This is a genomic window from Micromonospora eburnea, assembly GCF_900090225.1.
Classification (GTDB): Bacteria; Actinomycetota; Actinomycetes; order Mycobacteriales; family Micromonosporaceae; genus Micromonospora; species Micromonospora eburnea.
On record NZ_FMHY01000002.1, the window covers coordinates 4,701,763 to 4,727,362 of the forward strand.

The following is a 25,600-nucleotide window of genomic DNA, read 5'->3' on the forward strand; positions in this document are numbered from 1 at the left end:
CGGGATCGCCCGTCCACAGCGCCATCTCCTCCACCGTCGTCCCCGCACCGGAGCAAGGCTGGTGACACCAGTTGGATCATCGCTTCGCGCACCGGACGATGCTCGGTTCCTGGGCCGAGTCAGCTGTCGCGTGGGGGTCGGCACCCTGTCTCCTGTGACAACTGCCGCACCGTGGTCTGCTCGCCGACCTGGCCGGCACCGTACGTCGCGAACATCGGTCCGCGCAGTTCTCGGGTACGCGTCAGCTGGCCGGCTCATGACCGGCCCGGCAACACGTCACCTGACGCCCGTACGCGCGCGACCTGGACAGACAGGTGATCAATCGCGGCGGGCCGGTCACCCGCGGCCGGGCCGGCTGTCCCGACGCGCAAGTTGCAGGCAAGTGCGACTTCAGGACATCTGTTGAAGATGCCGATATTCGGCCAGTCATCGACGTCATGCCTGTCTGGCCATCGAGCGTGCACGCCATGCCTGCCGGCGCGGACGGCCCGCCGAGTCATACGTCCGACGTGCGGCAGCACATCGACACTGAGCCCCGAGGTTGAGCACACCATGAACGAGGACAAGCTCCGCGCGTACCTCAAGCGGGTAACGGCCGACCTGCACCAGGCTCGCCAGCGTCTTGATGAGCAGGAGTCGAAAAGCCGCGAACCGATCGCGATCATCGGAATGGCGTGCCGTTTCCCGGGCGGGGCCGACTCGCCCGACAAGCTCTGGGAACTGTCGGTCGGCGGTGTGGAGACGGTCACCGACTTCCCGGATGACCGGGGCTGGCGAGTCGACGATCTGTACGATCCCGATCCCGGAGCGCAGGGGAAGACGTACACGGTCCGGGGAAACTTCCTTCGCGACGCCGACAAGTTCGACGCCGAGTTCTTCGGCATCAGCCCGCGCGAAGCGAGGGCGATGGACCCTCAGCAACGCGTTCTCCTCGAGACGACCTGGGAGGCGCTGGAAACCGCTCGGCTGGTCCCGGCAGACCTCGAGGGAAGCGACACCGGCGTCTTCGTCGGCGCCGCCGGTGGAGAGTACGCCTCGCTCCGCGACGGGGGGCCGAGCGAAGCCGAGGGCTACCTGCTGACCGGCCTACTCACGAGCGTCGCGTCCGGGCGGATTTCCTACACGCTGGGCTTGGAGGGTCCGGCGATCACGGTGGACACCGCGTGTTCGTCGTCATTGGTGGCGTTGCACCTGGCGGGTCAGGCCCTGCGAAAGCAGGAATGCTCGCTCGCCCTCGCGGGCGGTGCCACGATCATGTCTCATCCCGGTGTGTTCGTCGAGTTCAGCCGGCAGCGAGGCCTGTCACCCGACGGCCGGTGCAAGCCCTTCGCGGCGGCGGCTGACGGCACCGCCTGGGGTGAGGGCGTCGGGATGCTGGTGCTGGAGCGCCTGTCGGATGCGTGTCGTAATGGGCATCCGGTGTTGGCGGTGATCCGGGGTAGCGCGGTGAACCAGGACGGGGCGTCGAACGGGCTGACCGCGCCGAACGGTCCGGCGCAGCAGCGGGTGATCCGGCAGGCGTTAGCGAACGCGGGCGTGGACGCCACAGACGTGGATGTGGTGGAGGCACACGGGACCGGCACGACATTAGGTGACCCGATCGAGGCGCAGGCGTTGCTGGCCACCTACGGGCAGGGCCGCGACGACGGTCATCCGTTGTGGTTGGGATCGGTGAAGTCGAACATCGGCCACACCCAGGCCGCGGCGGGTGTCGCCGGTGTGATCAAAATGGTGCAGGCCATCCAGCACGGCCTGCTGCCGGCCACGCTGCACGTGGACGCCCCGACCCCACACGTGGACTGGGACACCGGCCGGGTCGCGCTACTCACCGAGACGGTGCCATGGCCGGACACCGGCCGTCCCCGCCGGGCAGCGGTGTCATCATTCGGCATCAGCGGCACCAACGCCCACCTCATCCTCGAAGCACCCCCCACCGTAAGCACAAACACCCCCAAACCCACCACCACCGAACCCCCCACCGCCACCGGACCTCTCACCACCGACGACGGCGATGACACCGACACCACCGACGGCGGTGACACCCGCACCAACACCACCGACGGCGGTGACACCAGCACCAACACCAGCAACGTCGGCGCCGGCGATGGTGGCGCTGGTAGTGGACCGGTGCCGTGGTTGTTTTCGGCGAGGTCGGTGGAGGCGTTGCGGGCGCAGGCGTTGCGGTTGGCGGATCATGTGGCCGCGCATCCCGGGTACCGGGCGGTTGACATCGGGGCCGCGTTGGTCACGACGCGGAGTCAGCATCGTTTCCGTGCCGGTGTCGTGGTGGACGGTGCTGGTGATGGTGAGGCGGTGTTGCGGGCGTTCGCGGTGGGACAGCCGGGTGTGGGGGTGGTTTCTGGTCGGGTGGTGTGTGGGGATGCCGAGGCTGGGGGGAAGATCGCTGTTCTTCTCACGGGTCAGGGTTCCCAGCGGGTAGGGGCCGGGCGGGGGCTTTACGGTCGGGAGCCGGTGTTCACCGCCGTGTTGGACGAGGTGTGCACCCATCTGGATGCTCACCTCGACCGGCCGTTACGGTCGGTGTTGTTCGCCGCCGCGGATGGTCCTGACGCGGGGCTGTTGGATGACACCACCTACACGCAGCCGGCGTTGTTCGCGCTCCAGGTGGCCTTGTACCGGCTGGTGGAACATCACGGACTCCGCGCGGACTATTTCATCGGTCACTCGGTCGGTGAGGTGAGCGCCGCTCATCTGGCCGGGGTGATGTCACTGGCCGACGCCGCCGCTGTGGTGACGGCTCGGGCCCGGTTGATGGCCACGTTGCCGGCCGGGGTCATGGTCAGTGTCCAGGCCACCCCCGCCCAGGTTGAGGAGTATCTGAACCCGCGGGTCGGTATCGCCGCCTACAACACCCCTACCAGCACCGTGATCTCCGGTGACCCGCAAGCCACCCGTGCGGTGGCTGACCGGCTACACGCCCTGGGCCATGAGGGCAGGGTGTTACACACCCGACACGCGTTCCACTCCCCGCACACCGAGACGATCCTGACCGAGTTCCACCACATCGCCAGCCGTGTCACCTACCAGCGGCCCCACACCCCGATCATCTCCAACCTCACCGGTGACGTCGCCGACCCCGAGCACATCACCACCGCCGAGTACTGGACCGACCACATCCGGCAACCCGTCCGGTTCCACCAGGGCATCACCACCCTGGACCAGCACCACGTCACCACCTACCTCGAACTCGGTCCCGCTCCCACCCTCACCCACCTCACCGAACACACCCTCACCCACAGCGGACGGGGTGGGGATGTCGTCTACCTCAACGTTCTGCACCCCCACCACGACGAAACCCGCACCCTCCTGACCACGCTCACCACCGCCCACACCCGGGGTCACCACATCACCTGGCACCACCACCTGACACCACCACCACAACCGGTACCCCTACCCACCTATCCGTTCACCCGGAATCGGTACTGGCTGGCCGCTGACCCTGTCGCGCCTGTTCACGCTGCCCCGACCGGTCATCCGCTCCTACCGGCCGTGCTGGAACTTCCTGACGACACTCACGTGTTCACCGGCACGCTGCACCCCAGCGCCCCGTCGTGGCTGGCCGAGCACACCATCGGGGACCACTGCCTGCTTCCCGCGACCGCGTTCGTCGACATGGTGTTGCACGCCGCTCACCACACCGGTCATCACACCATCACCGATCTGGTCATCCACACGCCGCTTGCCCTGTCCGGTGACACCGCCACCGACATTCAACTCGTTATCGGTCCGGTGGACGCCACCGGCCATCGGGCCTGCACCATCCGCTCCCGCGCACACACCACCACGGCCGGTCCATGGACCCACCACGTCACCGCCGAGGTCACCACCGGCACCGCCGGCGTTCCCGCCGTCCCCGCCACCGTCTGGCCACCCACCCATGCCAGCAGCCTGGACACCACCAACCTCTACCACCACCTCGACCAGCGAGGCCTGCGCTACGGCCCTACCTTCCAAGGCCTACGCCACGCCTGGAAACACCACAACGACCTCTACGCCGAGGTCCACCTCCCTGCCACCCCCCACCCACACCACCACACCATCCACCCCGCACTCCTCGACGCCGCGCTACACGCCCTCACCCTCCACCACCCCGACCACACCACCATCCAACTCCCCTTCTCCTGGACCGGCGTCACCCTCCACGCCCACGACGCCACCACGCTGCGCGTGCACCTGCGCGTACACGACAACCACACCATCGAACTCACCATCACCGACCCACAAGACCAACTCATCCTCACCACCGACGCGTTGGCCCTGCGGCCGGTGGATCCGGACAAGATCTCGGCCATGGGCTCCAGCCGGCACGACTCCCTTTTCCATGTCGACTGGACCCCAACGCCGACACCGGCCGACGAGTCCTCCCCCACCCTCGCCGTCCTGGGCAGCGAAAAGTCCCGTCCCGTCGCCGTACTCTCGTCGTCGCGCTCCGACGTGCGTTCCTATGCCGATCTGGCGGCGTTGCGAGCAGCCGGCGAGGCCGCAGCCCCGGCTGCCGTTCTGCTCTTCTGCGAACCGGATGACGGCACCGACGTGATCGCGGCGAGCCATGCGAGGACGCACGATGTGCTGACGGTAATCCAGGACTGGCTGGCAACAGATCACTTCGCGTCGTCCCGGCTGTGTGTCGTCACCTTCGGCGCCAGTGCTGTCAACAGTGGTGCGGACGGACATGGCCTGACAAGCGCCCCGGTGTGGGGCCTCATCCGGGCGGTGCGGTCCGAGCATCCTGGCCGAATTGTGACAATCGACGTGGACGATCGTGACAGCAGCCTGCGAGCCATTCCGGCTGCCCTGGCGATCGCCTTTTCCGGCGAACCCGAGCTCGCCCTGCGAGATGGACAGGCATTCCTGCCCCGCCTGGTACGCACCTCCGCCGACCGTCTGACGCCGCCTGAGGGTGAGGGGGCGTGGCGGGTCGATGTGAGCGAGCCGGGCACGTTGGATCGGTTGGAGTTGGTGGCGGCGCGGGAGGCGTTGCGTCCGTTGCGTAGTGGGGAGGTTCGTGTCGCTGTGCGGGCGGCGGGGGTGAACTTCCGTGATGTGTTGATGACCTTGGGTATGTATCCGGGGCGGGTCAGTATCGGTGGTGAAGGGGCAGGTGTCGTCACCGAGGTCGGCCCGGACGTGTCCGGCCTGGCCGTGGGTGACCGGGTCATGGGACTGTTCAGCCAGGCCATGGCGACCACCGCGATCGCGGATCATCGGTTGATCGTCGGTATCCCGTGCGGCTGGAGCTACCCGCAGGCCGCCGCCGTACCCATCACGTTCCTCACCGCCTACTACGCCCTCACCGACCTCGCCCGCCTGCAGCCCGGTGAGAAAATCCTCGTCCACGCCGCCGCCGGCGGAGTCGGCACCGCCGCGGTCCAACTCGCCCGTCACCTGGGCGCCGAGGTGTACGGCACGGCCAGCCACCCGAAATGGCAGGCCCTACGCCGGCAAGGCCTGGACCCGGCCCATATCGGTGACTCCCGCAGTCTGGACTTCGAAACCACCATCACCCACGCCACCGGCGGTGCGGGTGTCGATGTCGTCCTCAACGCCCTGACCCACGAGTTCGTCGACGCGTCGCTGCGGCTGCTACCACGCGGCGGTCGGTTCCTGGAGATGGGCAAGACCGACATCCGCGAACCCGACCGGATCGCCGCCACCCACCCCGGCGTGTACTACCAGCCCTTCGACCTGCACGACGCCGGACCCACCCGCACCCGGCAGATGCTCACCGACCTGATCCGCCTGTTCACCGACGGGCATCTACACCCCCCACCCGTCACCACCTACGACATCCGCGCGGCCCGTGACGCGTTCCGGCACATCCGTCAAGCCGAACACATCGGCAAAGTCGTCCTCACCGTCCCACCACCCCTGGACCCACACGGCACCGTCCTGATCACCGGCGCCACCGGCGCGCTCGGCAGCCTCCTCGCCAAACACCTCGTCAGCAACCACCAGGCACGCCACCTCCTACTCACCAGCCGCCACGGCCCCCACGCCCACAACGCCACCCAACTGATCACCGAACTCACCAACCTCGGAGCGGACGTCAACCTGGCCGCCTGCGACGTCAGCGACCGGTCGGCCTTGAGCCAACTGATCGCGAGCATTTCGCCGGATCGGCCTCTCACCGCGGTCGTGCACGCGGCAGGCGTCGTCGACGACGGCCTGGTCGAGGACATGACGGCTGAACGGATTGACGCCGTCATGCGTCCGAAGGCTGATGCGGCATGGCACCTTCACCAGCTCACCGCAGGTGTTGAGCTGTCGGCATTCATCTTGTTTTCGTCGTTGGCCGCCACGACGGGCAATCCCGGTCAGGCCAACTACGGGGCTGCGAACTCCTTCCTCGACGCCCTCGCTCAGCACCGGCACGCCCGTGGCCTGCCCGCCACCTCGCTGGCCTGGGGACCGTGGGCGAACCGGGCCGGCATGACGAGCGGCCTGCGCGACGCGGACCACACTCGCATGCGACGACACGGCATCCGGATGCTCTCCGAACAAGAGGGCCTCGATCTCTTCGACGCGTACGACGACGGGCCCGCCGTACTGGTCCCGGCCCGTTTCGACGAGTCGGCGCTACGCGCCCGGGCCGATGCCGACGGTCTCCCCGCCATCCTGCGGAGGTTGCTGCGGCACAACGCTCCACGTTCCATCAAGTCGGTGAGCGACGCGGGTAGGACCTCACTCACCAGCACATGGGCTCAGCGGCTCACCGGCATGCCGCAGTCCGAGCGCCAGCAGGTCCTGGTGGATCTGGTCCGCTCGGCGGCCGCCGCGGTCCTCGGACACGGCGAGTCGACGGAGTTCCCCGCGGAACGTACGTTCAAGGAGGCCGGGTTCGACTCGTTGACCGCCGTCGAACTGCGCAACCAGCTCAACATCAGCCTCGGCCTGCGGTTGTCCCCGACGCTCGTCTTCGACCACCCCACTCCGGTCGCGCTCGCGACCCATCTGCTCGGTGAACTCTGCGGCGACGACACCGTGGACATTCAGAGTGAATCGCCGGTCGATGTCAGCGACGATCCGATCGCGATCATCGGTATGTCGTGCCGTTTTCCCGGCAATGTACGCTCCGCGGCGGACCTGTGGAACCTGGTGCTGAAGGGCACCGACACCGTTTCCGGAAGCCCGATCGGCCGCGGGTGGGACCTCGACGCACTCTACGACCCCGATCCGATGACGCCTGGCCGCACGTACACGACTCGCGGATCCTTCTATCACGACGCGGATCAGTTTGACGCCGAGTTCTTCGGCATCAGTCCTCGCGAGGCACTGGCGATGGATCCGCAGCAGCGGCTGCTGCTGGAGACCGCATGGGAGGCGCTGGAAAAGGCCGGTATCGACCCGACCGAGACGCGCGGCACCGATGCCGGCGTCTTCACGGGCGTAGCGGGGTCCGAGTACCTGTCACCGCACCGCACCGCTCCCGAGGATCTCGGCGGCTATTTGTTGACGGGTAATGCGGTGAGTGTTGCGTCGGGGCGGGTGTCGTTTTCGTTGGGGCTTCGGGGTCCGGCGGTGACAGTGGACACGGCGTGTTCGTCGTCGTTGGTGGCGTTGCATCTGGCGGGTCAGGCGTTGCGGTCGGGTGAGTGTGACCTGGCGTTGGCCGGTGGTGTGACGGTGATGGCGAGTCCGGGGATCTTTCTGGAGTTCAGTCGGCAGCGGGGTCTGTCGCCGGATGGTCGGTGCAAGCCGTTCGCGGCGGCGGCTGACGGTGTCGGTTGGGGTGAGGGCGTCGGGATGCTGGTGTTGGAACGCCTGTCGGATGCGTGTCGTAATGGGCATCCGGTGTTGGCGGTGATCCGGGGTAGCGCGGTGAACCAGGACGGGGCGTCGAACGGGCTGACCGCGCCGAATGGTCCGGCGCAGCAGCGGGTGATCCGGCAGGCGTTAGCGAACGCGGGTGTGGACGCCACAGACGTGGATGTGGTGGAGGCACACGGGACCGGCACGACATTAGGTGACCCGATCGAGGCGCAGGCGTTGCTGGCCACCTACGGGCAGGGCCGTGAGACTGGTCATCCGTTGTGGTTGGGATCAGTCAAGTCGAACATCGGCCACACCCAGGCCGCGGCGGGTGTCGCCGGTGTGATCAAAATGGTGCAGGCCATCCAGCACGGCCTGCTGCCGGCCACGCTGCACGTGGACGCCCCGACCCCACACGTGGACTGGGACACCGGCCGGGTCGCGCTACTCACCGAGACGGTGCCGTGGCCGGACACCGGTCGTCCCCGCCGGGCGGCGGTGTCATCGTTCGGGATCAGCGGCACCAACGCCCACCTCATCCTCGAAGCACCCCCCACCCCCACCGGGCCCCCAACTACCGACAACGGCGATAGCACCGACACCACCGACGGCGGTGACACCCGCACCAGCACCAGCGCCGGCGATGGTGGCGCTGGTAGTGGGCTGGTGCCGTGGTTGTTTTCGGCGAGGTCGGTGGAGGCGTTGCGGGCGCAGGCGTTGCGGTTGGCGGATTTCGTGGCTGGTCGTACGGATGTGGATGCGGCGGCTGTCGCGGGGGTGTTGGGTCGGCGGGCGGTGTTCGCTCACCGTGCCGGTGTCGTGGTGAACGACGCCGGTGATGGTGAGGCGGTGTTGCGGGCGTTCGGGGTGGGGCAGCCGGGTGTGGGGGTGGTGTCTGGTCGGGTGGGTGTGGGCGGGACGGTGTTGGTGTTCCCGGGGCAGGGGTCGCAGTGGCCGGGGATGGCGTTGGAGTTGGTGGAGTCCAGCGCGGTGTTCGCGGCGCATGTGCGGGAGTGCGCGCAGGTGTTGCGGGAGTGTGTGGACTGGTCGTTGTGGGAGGTGTTGCGGGCCGGGGCTGATGATCCGGTGTGGCAGCGGGTGGACGTGATCCAGCCGGTGTTGTTCGTGGTGATGACGGCTGTGGCCCGATTGTGGCAACACACGGGTGTGGTCGTGGACGCGGTGGTCGGGCATTCACAAGGCGAGATCGCCGCCGCGTACGTCGCTGGCGCGTTGGACCTGGCGGAGGCGTTACGGCTGGTGGTCGGGCGTAGCCAGGCGTTGCGGGTGGTCGCGGGTACCGGTGCGATGGCGCACGTCGCGGCGCCGGCCGAACGGGTCCGGGCCGACATCGACGCGTTGGGCACTCGGGCCGGTGGGGTACAGATCGCCGCGGTCAACGGCCCGTTGTCCACCACCGTGTCCGGTCCACCCGCCGACGTGGAAACGCTGATCACCTTCTACACCGACACGTCGGTACGCGCGAGGCTGGTCCCGGTCGACTACGCGTCCCACTCCGTGCAGGTCGAAGTGCTCCGCGACCAGCTCACCAGCATGGCGAACATCCGGCCGGCGGCCACCAGCGTCGCGTTCTACTCGACCGTGACCGCCGCCCCCTACGACACCACCGGTCTGGACAGCCAGTACTGGTACCGCAACCTCCGCGAGCCGGTACGCCTACAGGACACCGTGCAGGCACTACTGGGCGACGGCTACACCCTGTTCATCGAGGCCAGCGCCCACCCCGTGCTGACCACCGCCATCCAGGACACCATCGACGCCCACCCCACCCCCACCCCCGCCACAGCGATCGCGAGTCTGTACCGCAACGACGGCAGCTACCACCGATTCCTCACCTCCGCGATACAAGCCTGGACCCACGGCGCACCCCTGAACCTGCCCGACACCCCAACCCCCACACACCTACCAGACCTGCCCACTTACCCCTTCCAACACCAGCGCTACTGGGCCATCCAGCAGGACAGCCGCAACGATCCGGATGCCTTTGGTCTGGTCGCCACCCCTCATCCCCTGCTGGCCGCGAGTTTGGAGTTGCCCGACGGTGGGCGGGTGTTCACCGGCACCATCTCCACAGCCACCCATCCATGGCTCGCCGACCACGCCATCACCGGCACCGTCCTGCTACCCGGCACCGCCTTCCTCGAACTCGCCCTGCACGCCGGCATCGAACTCGACTGGGCCGAGGTGCACGAGCTCACCCTGGACAAGCCGCTCGTGGTCCCCGAGCACGGGCAGGTCCAACTGCAGGTCACGGTGGACGCCGCTCCGACCGACCGTACCGATGGTTTGGTCCGCGGAATCTCGATCCGTTCCCGATTGAGCGGGGCGGCCCGGGAGGCAGACGATTCCGGTTGGGTCACCCATGCGACGGGAAGCCTCGCTATGGCTGACGACCACGTCGAGGCTTCGCATGACCTCGAGGAATGGCCCCCTCCCGGAGTCTCGGCAGGCGATGTGAATGCAGTCTATGAACGGCTGGGTGAGCTCGGCTACGACTACGGGCTGCTGTTCCGAGGCCTGACCGAGGTGTGGACCGTCGATGGCCTGACCTACGCCGAGGTACGTCTGCCAGAGGGTACGGAACGAGCAGAAAACACCTTCCACATCCATCCCGCCCTACTCGACGCAGCACTGCACGCTGCGGCACTGCCCTCGGCAGCGCTGAGGGACGGTACCGACACCGTCCGACTGCCGTTCTCGTGGAGCCGTGTCCGGACGGCGGTCTCCGGAGCCGACTTCTTGCGGGTCCGCCTCACGCGCACCTCTGACGATTCCCTCTCGCTCGTGCTCGCGGACGGTCACGGTGCCGTCGTCGCCACGGTCGGTTCTCTCACTACTCGCGCGGTACGCAGCACCGACGTGCTCGACGTAGCGACGCAGGCCCAGGCCGGGCAGCCGTACGAGGTCGTGTGGGAGCGGTTGGGTGTGGTGGTCCCGGACGAGGTCGCGGTGCCGGTGGGGTGGGCGTTGCTGGGTTCGGGTGGGTCGGGGTCGGGGTGGGACGGGGTGCCGGTGTATCCGGACGTGACCGCGTTGGCTGAGGCGGTGGATGCTCCGGACACCGTGTTGTACGTGGTGGATCCCGAGACGGCTGATAGAGACGCGGACGTGGTGCGGCGGGCGCATCAGGTGAGTGCCGCGTTGGTGCGGGTGCTGCGGGACTGGCTGGCTCGTGACCTTGACGCCCGGCTGGTGGTGGTGACCCGTCAGGCGGTCGCCACGGTCCCGCACGAGGCAGTGGACGACCTCGCGGCGGCGTGTTTGTGGGGTTTGGTGCGGGTGGCTCAGCGGGAGCATCCGGGGCGGTTCGTGTTGGTCGATGGTGATGGTGGGGTGGTGGGTTGGCGGGTGTTGTCGGGGGTGTTGGCGGGTGGTGAGTCGCAGGTCGCGGTGCGTGGTGGGGTGGTGTTGAGGCCACGGTTGTCGCGGTTGCCCGCACAACCGGTGCCCGCCAGCGGCGGTGGGTTCGGGGGGTTGGACCCGTCGGGGACGGTGTTGATCACTGGTGGTACGGGTGGTTTGGGGGCGTTGACGGCGTGGCACCTGGTGCGCCGGTACGGGGTCCGGCGGTTGGTGTTGGTGAGTCGTCGGGGTATGGCCGCCGCGGGTGCGGGGGAGCTACGCGCGGGGTTGGAAGCGGCGGGCGCGCGGGTGTGGGTACGGGAGTGTGACAGTGGTGACCGGGCCGGGTTGGCGCGGGTGTTGGCGCAGGTGGATCAGCGGCATCCGTTGACAGCGGTGATCCACGCCGCGGGTGTGGTGGATGACGGTGTGGTGCAGTCACTGAACACGGAGCGGATGTCGGCGGTGCTACGACCGAAGGTCGACGGGGCGTGGCATCTCCACGAGTTGACCGCTGACATGCCGTTGTCGGCGTTCGTGTTGTTCTCCTCGGTGGCCGGGGTGCTGGGTAACCCGGGGCAGGGTAACTACGCGGCGGCGAACACGTTCCTGGACGCGTTGGCGCAGCACCGGCGGGCTGTCGGGCTACCCGCGACGAGTGTGGCGTGGGGATTGTGGGAGACCGGTACCGGGCTGACCGGCGGGCTGTCCGACACCGACCGTGACCGGTTGACACGTAGCGGGATCCGGGCGTTGAGCACCGAACAGGGACTACACCTGTTGGACACCGCCGTCGGTCAGGACCGGGCGCAGGTAGTCGCCGCCCGCTGGGACCTACCAGCACTACGGCGCCACCCCGACCGTTCCCCGATCCTGGACTCGCTGGCCCACCGGCCCGTGTCCCCCCGCCACACACCACCCGGTGGTGAGAACACCACCCGGCTCGCTACCCAACTGGCCGGCCTCAGCACATCGGAACAGCGGTCGGTGGTGCTGCAGGTGGTGCGGTCGCACACCGCTGAGGTGCTGGGTCACGACCAGGTGGGAGCGGTCGATGTGGGCCAGCCGTTCCAGGAACTGGGGTTCGACTCGCTGACCGCGGTCGAGTTGCGTAACCGACTCAACGCCGCCACCGGCCTGCGATTGCCCTCCACCACCGTCTTCGACCACCCGACTCCCTCGGCGTTGGCCGAGCAGATCCTGCACCAGCTGACCGCTTCGGTCCCCACGACCACCGTCGCGTCACCGACGACGGTCGACGGTGGTGAGCCGATCGCGATCGTGGCGATGGGCTGCCGCTATCCGGGTGGGGTGTACTCCCCCCGGGAGTTGTGGCGGCTGGTCATCGATGGTGTGGATGTGATCGGGGGGTTCCCGACGGGTCGTGGGTGGGACCTGGCGGGGCTCTACGACCCGGATCCCGAACGGGTGGGTAAGAGTTACGTCCGGGAGGGTGGTTTCCTCTACGACGCCGACGAGTTCGACGCGGAGTTCTTCGGCATCAGCCCTCGTGAGGCGCTCGCGATCGACCCGCAGCAGCGGTTGCTGCTGGAAACGGTGTGGGAGACGTTGGAGCGTGCCGCGATCCCGCCGGAGACGTTGCGGGGCACCCGTACCGGTGTGTTCACCGGAGTGATGTACAACGACTACGGCACCCGACTGCAACCGGCCCCCTCCGGTTTCGAAGGCTACATCGGTAACGGCAGCTCCAGCAGCGTCGCGTCCGGCCGGATCTCCTACACCCTGGGCCTGGAAGGCCCCGCCATCACCGTCGACACCGCCTGTTCCTCATCACTGGTGGCACTGCACCTGGCCGGCCAGGCCCTGCGATCAGGCGAGTGCGACCTGGCGTTGGCCGGCGGCGTCACGGTCATGGCCACACCCCAGTTGTTCATCGAGTTCAGCCGCCAACGCGGCCTGTCACCCGACGGCCGGTGCAAGCCGTTCGCTGCCGCGGCCGACGGCACGGGCTTCGGTGAGGGCGCCGGCATCATCCTGCTGGAACGCCTGTCAGACGCACGCCGGAACGGGCATCCGGTGTTGGCGGTGATCCGGGGTAGCGCGGTGAACCAGGACGGGGCGTCGAACGGGCTGACCGCGCCGAACGGTCCGGCGCAGCAGCGGGTGATCCGGCAGGCGTTAGCGAACGCGGGTGTGGACGCCACAGACGTGGATGTGGTGGAGGCACACGGGACCGGCACGACGTTGGGTGACCCGATCGAGGCGCAGGCGTTGCTGGCCACCTACGGGCAGGGCCGTGAGACTGGTCATCCGTTGTGGTTGGGATCAGTCAAGTCGAACATCGGCCACACCCAGGCCGCGGCGGGTGTCGCCGGTGTGATCAAAATGGTGCAGGCCATCCAGCACGGCCTGCTGCCGGCCACGCTGCACGTGGACGCCCCGACCCCACACGTGGACTGGGACACCGGCCGGGTCGCGCTACTCACCGAGACGGTGCCATGGCCGGACACCGGCCGTCCCCGCCGGGCAGCGGTGTCATCATTCGGCATCAGCGGCACCAACGCCCACCTCATCCTCGAAGCACCCCCCACCGTAAGCACAAACACCCCCAAACCCACCACCACCGAACCCCCCACCGCCACCGGACCTCTCACCACCGACGACGGCGATGACACCGACACCACCGACGGCGGTGACACCCGCACCAACACCACCGACGGCGGTGACACCAGCACCAACACCAGCAACGTCGGCGCCGGCGATGGTGGCGCTGGTAGTGGACCGGTGCCGTGGTTGATTTCGGCGAGGTCGGTGGAGGCGTTGCGGGCGCAGGCGTTGCGGTTGGCGGATCATGTGGCCGCGCATCCCGGGTACCAGGCCGCTGACATCGCGGCCGCGTTGGTCACGACGCGGAGTCAGCATCGTTTCCGTGCCGGTGTCGTGGTGGACGGTGCCGGTGATGGTGAGGCGGTGTTGCGGGAGTGGGCGGCCGGGCCGATGGTGTCTGCTCGGGTGGTGTGTGGGGATGCCGAGGCCGGGGGGAAGATCGCTGTTCTTCTCACGGGTCAGGGTTCCCAGCGGGTAGGGGCCGGGCGGGGGCTTTACGGTCGGGAGCCGGTGTTCACCGCCGTGTTGGACGAGGTGTGCACCCATCTGGATGCTCACCTCGACCGGCCGTTACGGTCGGTGTTGTTCGCCGCCGCGGATGGTCCTGACGCGGGGCTGTTGGATGACACCACCTACACGCAGCCGGCGTTGTTCGCGCTCCAGGTGGCCTTGTACCGGCTGGTGGAACATCACGGACTCCGCGCGGACTATTTCATCGGTCACTCGGTCGGTGAGGTGAGCGCCGCTCATCTGGCCGGGGTGATGTCACTGGCCGACGCCGCCGCTGTGGTGACGGCTCGGGCCCGGTTGATGGCCACGTTGCCGGCCGGGGTCATGGTCAGTGTCCAGGCCACCCCCGCCCAGGTTGAGGAGTATCTGAACCCGCGGGTCGGTATCGCCGCCTACAACACCCCTACCAGCACCGTGATCTCCGGTGACCCGCAAGCCACCCACACCGTGGCTGACCGGCTACACGCCCTGGGCCATGCGGGCAGGGTGTTACACACCCGACACGCGTTCCACTCCCCGCACACCGAGACGATCCTGACCGAGTTCCACCACATCGCCAGCCGTGTCACCTACCAGCGGCCCCACACCCCGATCATCTCCAACCTCACCGGTGACGTCGCCGACCCCGAGCACATCACCACCGCCGAGTACTGGACCGACCACATCCGGCAACCCGTCCGGTTCCACCAGGGCATCACCACCCTGGACCAGCACCACGTCACCACCTACCTCGAACTCGGTCCCGCTCCCACCCTCACCCACCTCACCGAACACACCCTCACCCACAGCGGACGGGGTGGGGATGTCGTCTACCTCAACGTTCTGCACCCCCACCACGACGAAACCCGCACCCTCCTGACCACGCTCACCACCGCCCACACCCGGGGTCACCACATCACCTGGCACCACCACCTGACACCACCACCACAACCGGTACCCCTACCCACCTATCCGTTCACCCGGAATCGGTACTGGCTGGCCGCTGACCCTGTCGTGCCTGTTCACGCTGCCCCGACCGGTCATCCGCTCCTACCGGCCGTGCTGGAACTTCCTGACGACACTCACGTGTTCACCGGCACGCTGCACCCCAGCGCCCCGTCGTGGCTGGCCGAGCACACCATCGGGGACCACTGCCTGCTTCCCGCGACCGCGTTCGTCGACATGGTGTTGCACGCCGCTCACCACACCGGTCATCACACCATCACCGATCTGGTCATCCACACGCCGCTTGCCCTGTCCGGTGACACCGCCACCGACATTCAACTCGTTATCGGTCCGGTGGACGCCACCGGCCATCGGGCCTGCACCATCCGCTCCCGCGCGCACACCACCACGGCGGGTCCCTGGAGTGACCACGTCACCGCCGAGGTCACCACCGGCACCGCCGGCGTTCCCGCCGTCCCCGCCATCGTCTGGCCACCCACCCATGCCAGCAGGCTGGACACCACCAACCTCTACCACCACCTCGACCAGCGGGGCCTGCGCTACGGCCCTACCTTCCAAGGCCTACGCCACGCCTGGAAACACCACAACGACCTCTACGCCGAGGTCCACCTCCCTGCCACCCCCCACCCACACCACCACACCATCCACCCCGCACTCCTCGACGCCGCGCTACACGCTCTCACCCTCCACCACCCCGACCACACCACCATCCAACTCCCCTTCTCCTGGACCGGCGTCACCCTCCATTCCGATCCCGGCAACACGGTCCGCGTGAAGCTGTCGCCCACCGGTGCCGATACGCTGGCCATCACCCTCATGGACGACCGGGGCACGCCGGTCGCCACGATCCAGTCGCTCTCTGTCCGACCGGTCGACTCTCAGCAGCTCGCCCGTGCCGCTGCGCGGCGAAGTGATTCGCTCTTCCGCCCCCGCTGGAAGCGACTGGCAGTACCCGCGGCGCCGGCGTCCGAGCCGATCGCCATCGTGGGAAGCGACCTGGAGTTGGCTCCGGCGTTGATGTCCCACACCCCGGTGAACGCCTACCCGAGCCTGGCCGCGCTTGTCGAGGCCATCGACAGCGGCCTGCCCGTACCTCGTACGGTGCTCGCTCCCTGCGGCGGTCACGCTGGCTCGAGCGTCCCCGTAGGTGCCCGTGCCGCCACCCACCGTGTGCTGACGCTCGTACAGGAATGGCTCGGCGAGAAACGACTCGCGGAGTCTCGGTTGGTCGTCGTCACTCGGCACGCGATGGGCGTGGACCCGACGGAAGAGGTACGTAACCTCACCCACTCGGCGTTGTGGGGGCTCATCCGCTCCGCCCGGAGTGAGAACCCCGGCAGATTCGCCCTCGTCGACCTCGACAACGATCCGGCTTCCATCAAGGCGCTGCCCACCGCTCTCGGATGCGATGAACCGGAGATGGCGGTACGCGTTGGCGTCCCGCAGGTGTGCCGACTGGCCCGGGCCGACGCTGACGGGGTCGACTCCGCCGGGTTCACGCTCGATCCGGAGGGAACGGTGCTGGTGGTGGGCGGAACGGGTGCGCTCGGTGCGCTCACGGCACGTCATCTGGTGACCTCGTACGGAGCCCGTCATCTGCTGCTCGCCAGTCGGCAGGGCGCGGCGGCGCCGACCGCCGCCGCGCTGGTCGCCGAGCTCACCGAACTGGGCGCGGCGAAGGTACGGGTCGCCGCCTGTGACGCCGCGGATCGCGACGCGGTGTACGAGCTCCTCACGTCAGTTCCCCCCGAGCACCCACTCACGGCGGTGATACACACTGCTGGAGCGGTGGACGACGCCACCATCGCGTCTCTCACCGCGGAGTCCCTGGACGCCGTACTCCGTGCCAAGGTCGACGGAGCCTGGCACCTGCACGAGCTGACCGCCGGGCTCGACCTCTCGGCCTTTGTTCTGTTCTCCTCGCTCGCCGGCACGCTGGGCAATCCGGGGCAGGCCAACTACGCCGCCGCCAACACGTTCCTCGACGCTCTCGCGCATCACCGGCGTTCGCTGGGACTGCCCGCCACGTCGCTGGACTGGGGTCCCTGGGACGGGCCGGACGGCATGGCGGGATCACTCGACCGCACGAGTCGTATCCGGATCCAGCGCAACGGCATCCTCGCGCTGCCAGCGGACCAGGGACTCGCCATCCTCGATACCGCGCTGGGCATGCCCGACGAGGCCCAGCTCGTCACGGCTCGCCTGGATCGGGCCGCGTTGTACGGGCTGGCGGACCGCGGGACTCTGCCCCCGATCCTGCAGGACCTCGTCGGCGGTCCCACCCACCCGGCCACCGGTGCCCGGCGAGGGCAGGTCGCGCTCATGCAGCGCCTGTCCGGGCTGTCTGGGAACGACCAGCGCGACGTCCTGTTGGATTTCGTACGCCATGAGATCAGCGCGGTGCTCGGACACGCCTCGGCCGCCTCCATCGAGCCGGAACGTGGACTGCTGGACATGGGGTTCGACTCGCTCTCGGCCGTCGAACTGCGCAACCGGCTCAGTGCCGTCACCGATCTGCGCATGCCGCCGACGCTGGCATTCGATCATCCCACCCCTGCCGCCCTGGCCCGGTACCTGCACGAGGCGCTCGCGCCGGACGGGGCGACCCCGCTGCCGGACGAGGACGCCGAGATCCGGGAGGCGATCGCGTCGATTCCCCTCGACCGGATTCGCGACGCCGGATTGTTGGAGACCCTGATGCGACTGGCCAGGAACGCGGTGCCGTTCGCGGTCACCGAGTCGGACGAACGACGCAGCACCATCGAGGAGGGAGACGTGGACGACCTGGTGCGCCTCGCGCTCGGCCAGTAGACGGCAACAGGTGCCGTGACCATGATCGTGCGCGGTGCTGGTAGGGAGTCGGCCGCCCCTGACCGTCGCCATTCCCAGCGCCGGTGTCAGCGCCCGACAGGCGGTGTCCGAGCATGCGCGTCACGTCCGGGCAGCAGGTCCTCATCGATACGTACCGGCGAGCGCCCGAACGGACGGGCCGGCGTGAGTCCCGTCGGCTCGCCGCAGACGGGTCGACCTTTGGCATCGGCGGCTCCAGGTGCACGCCGACGGCGCGGCCCACGGGGCGTACTGCGACCATCAGTGGCTGATCCCGCGGCTGGTGACGATCACGGAGATGAGCGACGAGGATCCCGTGCCGACGCACGAACCCGCCGCCAGACGGTGGGAGCCGCAACCACCGACAAGCGAGCGCCTGGCCCGCCGACAGACCAGCGCCCAGCGCACCGAGACCAGCCGGGCCTGGTCCGACTGGTCTCGGTGTACACGATGATGGACCCCGGATCTGCTACGCGCGTCGACGACCTCGGTGCCGAGGTCGTCCGAGTCGAGCGCCGGCGCCGGGTGGGTGCTGGGACCGCATGGGGGACTGCCGGCCGCAGCTCCAGCGTGCCGCCGTGCCCCTGGCGTATCTCTAGTGGCGGGGTGGGAGTCCTGTCCGGGACGGACAACTGGCCGGTCACGCCCGCCCCGTCCCCCGGGTCTCAGCGGGGGTCAGTCCCGGACAGACAGCTCCGCCCCGGGGACCGTGGGCATCAGCGCACGAAGCGGTGAGTCGGCGGGCAATGCCTGCATCAGGGCGCCGACCTTGCGCCGGTCCGCCTCTGACAGCTGTGGCATCAGGGGGATCCACGTGGAGTGGAAGCCGTTCGCCGGCGTCCTGACATGCTCCAGGTAGTCGGGCTCGGCGTTGTCGTTGATCAGCATTGCACCGGGACGCAGCTGCGGGGTGAGCAACCGGAGCACCTCCAGCGCCAACGAGGAGCCTCCCGCCGGGCTCCAGCCCTGGTCGCTCGCCTGGAAGCCGTCGATCACCGCGATGTCCACCGGGCCTCCGACGTCGGCGAGCGTGCTGCGGGCGTCACCAGTCCGAATCTCGACGAACGGGGACAGTCCTGCCTCGGCGACGTTCTTCCGGGCGATCTCGACCTTGGCCGGCACCAACTCGGAGCCGATCACGATGCCGCCCCCGTTGTCCCGGATCGCGGCGGCGAGGTAGATCAACGACGTCCCGACGGAGGTGGCGAAGTCGACGGCTCGGGTGGCCCGAGTGGCGCGGGTCAGCAGGTAGAGGAGTTCACCGAGTTCGGTACTGATCGACAGTGGGCATTCTGCGAAGTCGAACGGGTCGCTGCTCCAGGTGTCCGCCGCCATCGCCCGGCTGTTCACCTTTTCGAACGAGGCAATGTTCTCAGCATTCATGCGGTCCAGCACACTACGTACCCGCGGATCGCTGATGGCGTCCGGTCTGACCATTTCTTCTCCTTCGTTCGGGCCGGCCGGCGTTGGGGCGCCGCACCGGTTCGGTCGCTCTCCCGCCGGCGCAGCCCTCGTGGATGAACAGGCGACGGGGAGGCTGTGCATGGGCCGTCAGGCTGTGCCCCGCACACGCGCCGCCCCGGCCACGATTCGGCCAACCCACGGAAACGGCATTGGGGAACCTGATTGCCGTCGACGCGGAATCCTCACTCAGTTGATGGCCGGTATCTGACAACAACGCTGTTCGGGAAGCATCTTCGAGACCCCTAAAGTGAGCCTAACCTGCGGCTTCATCAGCCTTCCCATAGCGTTAGCACCTCTTTAGCACAGGATTGAAAGATACCTGGAGACGACGTACTGGCCGCAGTGATGCAGGGAAACCACATATACAGGCGTCAAACCCGATCACGATGGAACGCCGGCAGCAACCCGACCTCGCCGTGGTCGGTGTCGGGAACAACCGTCCACGAAGTGAAGGAAGAGCCGTGGCCACATCGCACCCGGTCCCGGTCCGACTGGATCCGTCCAGCCGGGGCCTGCACAGGCAGAGCGCCCAACTGCGGGAGCAAGGTCCAGCCGTTCTGGTGGAGTTGCCAGGTGGCGTTCCCGCCTGGTCGGTGACGCGCTACCACCTGCTGCGGAATCTGCTCGGCGATCCGCGGATCGCGGCCAATCCGAAGCATTGGCAAATCCTGGCCGACGGTGGGTTGCCGGCGGACTGGCCGCTTGCCGAGTTCGTCCTGCCGCCGTCGATGTCGTCGACGGACGGCGCCGCCCACCGACGGTTGCGCGGCTTGGCGACCAGGGCTCTGACACCCCGCCGTGTCGCGGAGCTCCGACCCGTCGTGGAACGGCGAGTCAGCGAGTACCTCGACCAGATGGAGTCCACGCTCGAAGAGGCCGACAGCGTGGACCTGATCTCGCAGTTCGCCTGGCCGCTGCCGGTCGCGATCAACTGCGACCTGTTCGACTTCCCGGTCGGACGGCGCGCTGAGATGCTCCGGCTGTCGCTGGGGAGCGCGAACGAGTTCGAGCCCGAGGTGAGGCAGAAGAACGGGCGGGCGCTCTACGAGATGCTGGTGTCGTTCCTGGCCGGGCGCCGGGCCGACGCCGACCGCAATCCGGGTGACGACGTGATCGGCGCCTTGCTCACTGCGGCGACCCCGGAGGGCGAGGTGCTCACCGACACCGAGATCCTCGGCGTCCTGGTGGCGTTTCTCGGTGCCGGCACCTCAGTGGCGCGGCTCATCACGAATACCGTGCGCTCTCTGCTAACTCACCCGGAACAGCGTGATCTGGTGCAGTCCGGCCAGCTGTCATGGAGCGCGGCGATCGAGGAGACCCTGCGCTGGGACGCTCCAGTCGGATACCTGCCGCTCCGCTTCGCCGTTGAGGACATCGTGCTCGACGAGCAGGTCACCATCCGCAAGGGCGACGCGATCGTGCTCTCCTGGGCCGTGGTCGGCCGGGACAGCGACGCCTACGGCCCCGACGCCGGTGAATTCAAGATCAGTCGTCAGCCGTCGCCGCACCTGACCTTCGGCTACGGCGTGCACTTCTGCATCGGGGCGCGGCTGGCCAGGCTGCAGGCCGAGATCGCGATCCCGGCCCTGTTCTCCCGCTTCCCACGACTGCGTGCCGCCGTGGACCTGGACGACCTGGAGGCGATTCCGTCGATCATGGGGAACGGCATTCAGACGCTGCCCATCGCGAAGGCCTGAACCGGGGTTCCGGTTCGAGCGGGACGACGAGAGGCTGCGGTCCGATCCGTGGCGGACCCTCCGGTGGGAGCGCAAGCGAGCCGGCGTGTCGACAGTGGCGCGACGAGCATGAGCGCCGCGATGACTCTGAGCGGAGCAGGCCCGGCGGTGACCTCAGAAGCGTCGGGGCCACTCTCGCCGAGAACGGCGGTGCGGGGGTCCGGGTGAAGGGGCGTTCATCCGGACCTCGGTCACCCGGTGGCCGCCGGGTTCGATGTCGGCGGTAGCCCTTGCCGACGATGGTGGCGAGCTTGCCGCGGCCGGGCCCGCGTAGCGTTGCCTGCCCGCCGCACGGCAGTCCTTCTCCCGGACCTTGGGTCGGGGCGGGGTTTCCGAGCAGGCCGCGGGATCGGGCGACCGCGACGGGCAGGGCGCCGATCTCGGCGGGCTCGGCAGCGGCCCGCGCGTTCGGTCGCCGATCTGACGTCGGGCAACCACCGCACAAAGCGGCGGACCGGGCCGGATCATGGCCAGCTCACGGGGCACCGGGCTGGCGAGCATCGAAAGCGTCCAACAATGCTCGGCCTGAACGCCACCGCAGGGTTCACCGTACACGAAAACGAACGCCGGACAGCCTCGCCGCAGAACGCGCGTGGACGCCAAGCGCGGCCCGACTCGCACGCTTCATGGATAATGAGTCCATCTGCGCTCTTGTTCACTCGCCACAAGAGAGGAACCCATGGTCCTACGCATGCTTGTCCGGCACGTACGTCTACATCCTACACCATCCGCGCTTCTGATTCTACTCCAACTCGTCCAAGCCATCGCCATCCTGTGGCTGCCGACCCTGAACGCCGGCATCATCGATCAAGGGATCATCAAAGGAGACAACGGCTACATCCTCCGCACCGGCGGCGTCATGCTGGCGGTGACCGTGCTGCAGGTGATCTGCGCGGCCGGCGGGGTGTATTTCGCCGCGGAGCTGGCCATGGCTCTGGGGCGAGACCTCCGTGCGCAGATGTTCGAGCGGATACAGAGCTTCTCGGCGCGGGAAGTCGGCCGGCTCGGCGTGTCCTCACTGGTCACCCGCACCACCAACGACGTCCAGCAGCTTCAGATGGTCGCACTGCTCGTGTTCACGATCATGGTATCCGCGCCCATCGTGGCGGTCGGGAGCATCGTCATGGCCCTCGGCCAGGACGTACCGCTCTCCGGCGCACTTCTGGTACTCATGCCGGTTCTGGCGGTCGTGATCGGATTGCTCATGCATCGCATGCGACCGCTGTACCGGGACATGCAGCAGCGTATCGAGGCGATCAACCGGATGCTGCGCGAGCAGATCAGCGGCATCCGGGTCATCCGGGCCTTCGTCAAGGAGGCGCACGAGCAGCGGCGCTTCGCGCAGGCCAACCGGGAGCTCATGGATGTCAGCATCCGCAGCGGCCAGGTGAGCGCGCTGATGATACCCGGAGTGATACTGGTGGTGAACCTGTGCAGCGTCGCCGTGATGTGGTTCGGGGCGCTTCGCATCGACAGCGGTGGGATGCAGGTCGGTGCCTTGACGGCATTTCTGGCCTACCTCGTGCAACTGCTCACCTCCGTGATCCTGGCGACGTCCATGTTCATGCTGCTACCAAGGGCAGAGGTGTGTGCCGAACGCGTCCACGAGGTGTTGGCCACCGCGTCCACCGTGTCGCCGTCCGGGGCACCGACGCGCCGGGTCGAGGAATCCGGGCACGTGGAGCTACGGCATGCGAGTTTCGCCTACACCGAGTCGGCGGAGCTGGTACTTCGGGACATCGACCTGGTCGCCCGACGCGGCGAGACCGTAGCAGTGGTCGGTTCCACCGGAAGCGGAAAGAGCACCCTGCTCGGCCTGATCCCCCGGCTGTTCGACGTCACCAGCGGCCAGGTGCTCATCAACGGTGTCGACGTGCGGGACATGGATCCGCGGCTGCTGACCTCGCTCATCGGCTACGTGCCGCAGAACCCGTACCTGTTCTCGGGGACGGTGGCGTCCAACCTGCGCTACGGCCGCCCGGAGGCGACCGACGAGGAGCTCTGGCACGCCCTCGAGGTGGCGCAGGGCAAGGACTTCGTGCAGCTCATGGACGGCGGCTTGGACGCACCGATCGCACAGGGAGGCAGCAACGTCTCCGGCGGGCAGCGGCAGCGGCTGGCGATCGCCCGCGCGCTGGTCCGCCGGCCGGAGATCTACCTTTTCGACGACTCGTTCTCGGCGCTCGACTACGCCACCGATGCGGCGCTGCGTGCGGCGCTGGCACAGGAGACCGAGTCCGCCACCGTCATCGTCGTCGCCCAGCGCGTCAGCAGCATCCGGAACGCCAACCGCATCGTGGTCCTGGACGAAGGCCGGGTGGTCGGCACAGGAACCCACGCCGCACTGATGGAGTCCAGCCCGACCTACCGGGAGCTCGTGCTCTCCCAGATCCCCGAGGGGGCAGCGGCATGACCCTCCAGAAAACGGCGCCCAAGAGCGAAGCCGCGCCAGCGGCGAACCTGGCCCGACTCATGACCGGCGGCCCGGGCGCGAAGCCGAGCAGCTTCACGGCATCGAGCCGCCGGTTGGCCGCGCTGCTGCGGCCCGAGCGGGGACTGGTCTGCACGGTTCTCGCGCTCGGCACGGCCAGTGTCACCCTGACCGTCCTCGGACCGAAGATCATCGGACGCGCGACCGACATCATCGTCGCCGGTGTCATCGGCCGGACCATGCCCGCCGACGTCACCAAGGGTCAGGCGTTGGAGCAGTTGCGGCAGCAGGGCCGCGGCGGCATCGCGGACATGCTGCGCTCCGTGAACTTCGTTCCCGGTCGGGGCATCGACTTCCACGCGTTCACCACGGTGCTCCTCGTCGTGCTGGCGTTGTACGTGGCGGCCGGCATCGTCTCCATCGCGCAGAGTCGCCTCGCCACCACGGTGATCCAGCGAGCCGTCTACCGCCTGCGCAACGACGTCGAGGCCAAGTTGTCCCGCCTCCCGCTGTCGTATTTCGACGGCACGTCCCGCGGCGAGGTTCTCAGCCGCACCACCAACGACATCGACAACGTGCAACTCGTCCTGCAGCAGACGCTGGGGCAGATCGTCAACTCGCTGCTCACGCTCATCGGCGTCCTCGCGATGATGCTGTGGATATCTCCGCTGCTGGCGCTCGTCGCGGTCGTCACCGTACCGGTGTCGCTGTACCTGGCCTCACGCGTCGCCAAACGGTCGCAGGGCGAGTTCGTCCAGCAGTGGCGCTCCACGGGCCAGCTCAACGGACACATCGAGGAGATGTACACCGGGCACGCGGTGGTGAAGGTCTACGGCCGGGAGGAGCAGGCCGCAGCGACCTTCCATGAGCACAACGAGGCGTTGTACCGCTCCGGCCGTCGGGCCCAGGCGATGTCGGGCGTCATCCAGCCCGCGATGGTGTTCATGGGCAATCTCAACTATGTGCTGGTGGCGGTCATCGGCGGCCTGCGGGTCACCGCCGGCGCCCTGTCGATCGGTGAGGTGCAGGCATTCATCCAGTACTCCCGCCTCTTCAGCCAGCCATTCACTCAGATCTCCAGCATGGCCAACCTGCTGCAGTCCGGGGTGGCATCGGCGGAGCGGGTCTTCGATCTGCTCGACACCGGCGAGCAGCCCCCGGACCCGGTCCCGGGAGCCCGGCTGCCGCAGGTTCGCGGACGGGTCGTGTTGGAGAATGTGTCGTTCCGCTACAGCGCCGACAAGGAGCTGATCACCGACCTGTCACTGGTGGTGGAACCGGGTCAGACGGTCGCGATCGTCGGACCGACGGGCGCGGGCAAGACGACGCTGGTGAATCTGCTGATGCGGTTCTACGAGTTGGACAGCGGCCGGATCACCCTGGACGGCACCGACATCGCGACCATGTCCCGGGGGGAGCTGCGGTCCCACATCGGCATGGTGCTCCAGGACACCTGGCTGTTCGGTGGCACGATCGCGGACAACATCGCCTACGGCCACGAGTGCGCGACCCGTGAGCAGGTCACACAGGCCGCGCTGCTGGCACACGCGGATCGGTTCATCCGTACGCTGCCGGACGGCTACGACACGGTGATCGGTGACTCCGGCACCGAGCTGAGCGCGGGAGAGAAGCAGCTCATCACCATCGCGCGCGCGTTCTTGTCCGATCCGGGCATCCTCATCCTCGACGAGGCCACCAGTTCGGTGGACACCCGGACCGAGATGCTGATCCAACAGGCCATGATCAGGCTGAGCGGCGACCGCACCAGCTTCGTCATCGCCCACCGGCTCTCCACCATCCGCGACGCGGACGTGATCCTGGTGATGGAGTCGGGCGCGATCGTCGAGCACGGCCGCCACGAGGAATTACTGCACGCGGGTGGCGCCTACTCCCGGCTGTACGAGGCGCAGTTCGCCGCGTCGACGACGAGCTAACCGCGTTTCCGAGCAGGTGTTCGCGGTGGTGACACCGCGTTGGGCCCGCG

Annotated in this window: 5 protein-coding genes; 4 read left to right on the forward strand and 1 reads right to left on the reverse strand. The window is 68.1% G+C overall.

What is annotated here, in order from left to right; all coding sequences use genetic code 11:
• The first annotated feature begins 552 nt into the window (after window positions 1-552).
• Entirely contained in the window at window positions 553-17,967 is a 17,415-nt protein-coding gene (locus GA0070604_RS33715) for a type I polyketide synthase (protein ID WP_244162029.1), read from the forward strand.
• A 693-nt stretch (window positions 17,968-18,660) separates the two neighbouring features.
• On the opposite strand, the gene GA0070604_RS20560 is transcribed toward GA0070604_RS33715, so the two are convergent.
• Window positions 18,661-19,422, reverse strand: coding sequence for an O-methyltransferase (locus GA0070604_RS20560; protein ID WP_091120861.1), 762 nt, complete (start codon window positions 19,420-19,422; stop codon window positions 18,661-18,663).
• 488 nt (window positions 19,423-19,910) lie between these two features.
• On the opposite strand from GA0070604_RS20560, the gene GA0070604_RS20565 reads away from it, so the two are divergent.
• The 3 genes from GA0070604_RS20565 (at window position 19,911) to GA0070604_RS20575 (ending at window position 25,550) form a co-directional block, all read left to right on the forward strand.
• Complete coding sequence (locus tag GA0070604_RS20565; protein ID WP_167363535.1) at window positions 19,911-21,146, forward strand: cytochrome P450 family protein; 1,236 nt, start codon at window positions 19,911-19,913, stop codon at window positions 21,144-21,146.
• Window positions 21,147-21,864: 718 nt separating this feature from the next.
• Complete coding sequence (locus tag GA0070604_RS20570) at window positions 21,865-23,598, forward strand: ABC transporter ATP-binding protein (RefSeq protein ID WP_091120872.1); 1,734 nt, start codon at window positions 21,865-21,867, stop codon at window positions 23,596-23,598.
• Window positions 23,595-25,550 carry an ABC transporter ATP-binding protein gene (locus GA0070604_RS20575; RefSeq protein WP_091120875.1) on the forward strand — a complete coding sequence of 652 codons (1,956 nt, stop codon included), beginning with the start codon at window positions 23,595-23,597 and terminating at the stop codon, window positions 25,548-25,550. Before GA0070604_RS20570 ends, GA0070604_RS20575 begins: the two co-directional genes overlap by 4 nt.
• The last annotated feature ends 50 nt before the right edge of the window (window positions 25,551-25,600 follow it).

Excerpts from the sequence above, each read along its gene's own strand:
- GA0070604_RS33715 (WP_244162029.1), top strand. The coding sequence starts at position 553 with ATGAACGAGGACAAGCTCCGCGCGTACCTCAAGCGGGTAACGGCCGAC.
- GA0070604_RS20560 (WP_091120861.1), bottom strand. The coding sequence starts at position 19,422 with ATGGTCAGACCGGACGCCATCAGCGATCCGCGGGTACGTAGTGTGCTG.
- GA0070604_RS20570 (WP_091120872.1), top strand. The coding sequence starts at position 21,865 with ATGGTCCTACGCATGCTTGTCCGGCACGTACGTCTACATCCTACACCA.
- GA0070604_RS20575 (WP_091120875.1), top strand. The coding sequence starts at position 23,595 with ATGACCCTCCAGAAAACGGCGCCCAAGAGCGAAGCCGCGCCAGCGGCG.